This is a genomic window from Microcella sp. (assembly GCF_051860105.1).
Classification (GTDB): Bacteria; Actinomycetota; Actinomycetes; order Actinomycetales; family Microbacteriaceae; genus Microcella.
Genome location: NZ_JBHYEO010000023.1, coordinates 1 through 4,168, shown reverse-complemented (window position 1 = coordinate 4,168; position 4,168 = coordinate 1). Strand labels below are relative to the sequence as shown.

Here is a 4,168-nt window from a genome sequence, read left to right as displayed (position 1 = left end):
GCGACGGCCATCGTCGCTACTCTCGCTCTCCCCGGCACCGGTGTCGCCCCGCCGGCCAACGCCGATAGCAACGCGAGCGCCGAGGCCATCGCTCAGTTGCAGAAGACGGAGTCGCAGGAGCTCGAGCTGTCGGCCCTCGCCGCGGCTCCCGTGGACGCGTCGCGGGCCGCGTTCTCCGCGACGAGCGCCGCTGAGGTCCGCCGCATCCAGCTCGCCGCTGACGCTGCCGCCCGAGCCGCCGCATGGAGCGGCCCGCGCGTCACCGACTTCCTCGCCAACCCGCCGTACCCGAGCTTCAGCCTCGATCAGGTCGTGCAGGTGGCCCTGCAGTACCAGGGTGTTCCGTACCGCTACGGCGGCGACACCCCCGCCGGCTTCGACTGCTCGGGCTTCGTGCAGTACGTCTACGCGCAATTCGGCGTCGCGCTGCCGCACAGCGTGAGCGGCCAGGCCGCGCTCGGCACGCCTATCGCGGAAGCCGACGCGCGCCCCGGCGACATCGTGATCTTCAACAACATGTCGCACAGCGGGTTCTACATGGGCGGCGGGCAGATCCTCGACGCGCCGTATCCCGGCAAGACGGTCAGCGTGCGCCCGCTATGGACCGACTCGTACTACATCGTGCGTATCGGTATCTGATCTTCATCGGTTTGTCACGTTCCCTGGGTTAGCCTGATACCCGTGGTGCCGCACGGGCACCTGAGGAGAGGCCATGAGTGAGCGACGCGACATCCAAACCGTGGATGCGCGCGCCGTCTTCCGCATAGCCGGCCGCGCCCGCTGGATCGCGCCCTGTCGCGGTCTCGCCGAACGGAGCACTGTCGTCTAGACGACAGTGCTTTTTTTGTGCCCGTGAGGGCTGGAGCGCGAGCCTCGTTCCGTGTGACACCGCACCGACGAAGGAACGCCCGCAGGCCATGCGGGCCCGTTCGACAGGAGCCGTGAATGCGCACACTCGTCCTCAACGCGGGCTACGAGCCCCTCGCCGTCGTGTCGTTCCGCCGAGCGCTCGTGCTCGTGATGAACGAGAAGGCGACCGTGCTCGCCTCCGATGGCGAGCATCCGGTGTTCGGCATCGAGGGTCGCTGGGATCGCCCGAGCGTCATCGTGCTGCGGCGGTACGTGCGCGTTCCGCACTCGCGCCAAGTGCCGTTGACGCGCCGCGGGGTGCTGCGCCGCGACGGCAACCGCTGCGCCTATTGCGGCGGCGCGGCGACGACGATCGACCACGTCATGCCCCGCTCGCGCGGCGGCGCCGACACCTGGGAGAACCTGGTCGCCTGCTGCCTTCGCTGCAACAACGTTAAGGGCGACCGAACGCCGGCCGAGATGCGCTGGCAGCTGCGGGTCGTGCCCAAGGCTCCGCACGGCACCGCCTGGCTCGTGCGCGGCATCGAGCGCCCGCAGCCCGACTGGAACGAGTACCTGGCTCCGCTCGCCGCCTGATCTCGGGATGCTCGCCGTGCGCTGCGCCGCACGCCGGGTATTTCGGCGCGGGGCGCGGAAGCCTCCCCACGCAATGTGACGTTCGCGACATGTGACGCGAGCCGCACACAGCCCGTTCGTGAACACCGGCCGGCCGCGCAAGCCGCGCCTTCATCCCTCCAAGAGGGGGGAGAAATGCTCGGTTAATGCCCCTAGAGTTGCGTGGGTGAGGACCTCCCATGAGCGGTGACCCTGAGCGCGAGGTCATGGCCGATCCCCGTCGCCGAGTATCTGCCTTGGTGTCACGCGAGCCCGGCTACTCGGTCGCTCAGAAGTGCCTCGAGGTTCAGGCGGCGGCGGAGCTCGCTGACCCTTCGCTTCATCGTGGGAACCAGGTCACCCTGCACCCGGACGCGTGGTCGTGGTACGTCGGTGCGATAGGTGAGCGCGAGGTCGGCCAGCTCTTGTCCACGTTGGGGCCTGACTGGATGATTCGACATGCGGTGCCGATTGGCGCGGGTACGGCTGACGTCGACCACCTCGTCATCGGGCCGGGTGGGGTCTTCGCTCTCAACACGAAGCGGCACGAGAAAGCGAAAATCTGGGTGGGTGATCGTGTCTTGCGCGTCAACAACCAGAACCAGCGTTACCTAGATCGTTCACTCGCCGAAGCCCGAGACGCTTCGGCGAGGCTGAGTCGACGTGTCGGCTTCAGAGTGCCCGTTACTCCGGTGCTGGTCTTCGTTGGTCCGGATACCCTCAAGGACGCACGAGAAGGTGACAGAACCGCCCCCATCGTGGTCGTCGCAGACCACTTGGTGCCGTGGCTACGTCAGCAGAGTAATTCGGGCGCCACTCAGGAGCAGCTCGATGCCGTTCGAGCCGCCGCTGACGACCCGGCGACCTGGCATATCGACCCTTCTGCCGCAGACACTTTTCGGGTAATGGAGCGATTCCGTCGTCTGGTTGCAGCGGTCGGTGCTCCGCCACCTCCGCCAGTCACCGCCCAGGGAAAGCTCGTCTACCCCCCTGCTCGCTCGTCGTCGAGTCGCCCCCCGCGAACGACCACCCGCAGCCCCTCTCAGCGCGAAATGGCGCGGCGTGCTCGCCGCACTGAAGACCTCATCAAGCTTGTGGTGCTCGTCATTGCCGGGCTCAGCTTTCCTGTGTGGGGGCCGGCGTTCATCGCGGCTCTCACCGCCGCGGTGACTCCGTAGTACCCCTTGGGTTCATGACGCACTGAGCATGCGGCGCAGCGCGTCGACCTGGCGCTGCACGAAGTCGCGCGAGACCGGGGCGGTCGGCTCGCTCGCGTCGAAGCCGTGGTACGCACCCGGGATGACGTGAAGCTCGGTCGGCACGCCCGCCTCCGTGAGGCGCCGTGCATACTCGACGTCTTCGGCGTGGAAGAGGTCGAGGGTGCCGACACCGATCCAGGTGGAGGGCAGGCCAGTGAGATCGGGGCGGCGCGCCGGCACCGCGCGCTCGAGGCTCGCCGCATCGAGGGTCGTGGCGGTGGGGCCGGCGGGGTGGGCAAGAGCCGAGCCCGCGCCGAGGTACATGCCCCAGCCCAGGCGGTTGCTGGGGCCGTTCCAGAGCCGCAGCATGCGCGGGTGGGCGGCGGCGGATTCGTCGGTGCGGTCATCCAGCATCGGATACGCCAGCACCTGCCCGGCCAGCGCGATCTCGCCGCGGTCGCGGGCCAGGAGGGCAAGGGATGCGGCGAGCCCGCCTCCGGCGCTCTCGCCGATCACGGCGATGCGCTCGGGGTCGACATCGGGCTGCGCGGCCAGCCACTGCAGGGCGGCGTAGGCATCGTCGAGCGGCGTCGGGTAGGGGTGCTCGGGCGGCATGCGATAGTCGACGCTGATGGCCACGGCTCCGAGCTCGTCGGCGAGCCGCCGGCACAGGGGGTCGCCCTGGGTGGCCGAGCCGATGATGAGCCCTCCGCCGTGCAGGTGCAGCACGGCCGGGCGGCGCTGGCCAGCATCCATCGCCGCCGGGCGGTGCACGCGCACGGTGACTCCGTCGCCCAGCTCGACCAGTTCGCCGCCCTTCGGCGGGCGCCCGCGCCCGATGCGGGTGAGCGCGCGCAGCAGCCGGCGGTTGCCCCGCGTAGCCGAGGTGCGCGGCATGAACCGTGCGCGCGTGAGGTCGGGGTGGAAGGCGGGGGAGTCGTCGGTGACCATGCACCGAATCTAGTTCGCGGCGGGGCTACCCTGGCCGCATGCCGGTGGGCCGTTTCGAGGGGCCCTTGACGGGAGGGCATCCGAACTCGCTCGGCTGGGTCGCCCAGATCGACCAGGCCTCGACCAAGTGGACGCTCTCGACGCTCTTCGTGCTGCTCGACACCCACATGACTCCGCCGCAGCGCGATGCGGCCATCGCCCTCATGCAGGCGAACCTGCACTATGACGACTGGATCGTGCAGAACACCACCGCCGAATCGCTCGCCCACTTCGCCGGGCAGCGCCCCGAGCTGGCCGCGTGGCTCGTGCCCGAGCAGCGCGTGTTGACGAGCAGTCGCCACACGTCGGTGCGCGGTCGCGCGGCGAAGCTGCTCGCGGCGCACGGCGCCCCCTATCCACACCCCGGCGAATACACTGGATGCACCGCCTCTGTAGCTCAATGGAAGAGCAGTTCCGTCCTAAGGAAAGGGTTGGGGGTTCGAGTCCCTCCAGGGGCACTGGTGTGATGTCTCACGACATCGTGGACGGGTGAACCCCCAATTTCGGGGTTCGCC

Annotated in this window: 4 protein-coding genes and 1 tRNA gene; 4 read left to right on the top strand and 1 reads right to left on the bottom strand. The window is 69.0% G+C overall.

Annotation, left to right across the window (positions count from 1 at the left end; all coding sequences use genetic code 11):
• The 3 genes from ACTIE9_RS11105 to ACTIE9_RS11095 form a co-directional block, all read left to right on the top strand.
• A partial coding sequence (locus ACTIE9_RS11105; protein WP_439565639.1) for a C40 family peptidase occupies nt 1-639 on the top strand: 639 nt, incomplete at its 5' end.
• A 306-nt stretch (nt 640-945) separates the two neighbouring features.
• On the top strand, nt 946-1,446 hold the full coding sequence (locus ACTIE9_RS11100; protein ID WP_439565638.1) for an HNH endonuclease: 501 nt from the start codon (nt 946-948) through the stop codon (nt 1,444-1,446).
• Nucleotides 1,447-1,664: 218 nt separating this feature from the next.
• The gene (locus tag ACTIE9_RS11095; RefSeq protein WP_439565637.1) at nt 1,665-2,642 is read left to right on the top strand and encodes a nuclease-related domain-containing protein; all 978 of its coding nucleotides are present in this window, start codon (nt 1,665-1,667) and stop codon (nt 2,640-2,642) included.
• A 12-nt stretch (nt 2,643-2,654) separates the two neighbouring features.
• On the opposite strand, the gene ACTIE9_RS11090 is transcribed toward ACTIE9_RS11095, so the two are convergent.
• Nucleotides 2,655-3,614 (bottom strand): alpha/beta hydrolase, encoded by a 960-nt coding sequence (locus ACTIE9_RS11090; RefSeq protein WP_439565636.1) that lies wholly within the window; start codon nt 3,612-3,614, stop codon nt 2,655-2,657.
• Nucleotides 3,615-4,039: 425 nt separating this feature from the next.
• Between ACTIE9_RS11090 and ACTIE9_RS11085 the strand changes: the two genes are divergently transcribed.
• Nucleotides 4,040-4,111: transfer RNA gene (locus ACTIE9_RS11085), tRNA-Arg, on the top strand.
• The last annotated feature ends 57 nt before the right edge of the window (nt 4,112-4,168 follow it).

Bases quoted from the DNA above. Each gene is read 5' to 3' on its own strand.
- ACTIE9_RS11100 (WP_439565638.1), top strand. From the start codon at position 946: ATGCGCACACTCGTCCTCAACGCGGGCTACGAGCCCCTCGCCGTCGTG.
- ACTIE9_RS11090 (WP_439565636.1), bottom strand. From the start codon at position 3,614: ATGGTCACCGACGACTCCCCCGCCTTCCACCCCGACCTCACGCGCGCA.
- ACTIE9_RS11095 (WP_439565637.1), top strand. From the start codon at position 1,665: ATGAGCGGTGACCCTGAGCGCGAGGTCATGGCCGATCCCCGTCGCCGA.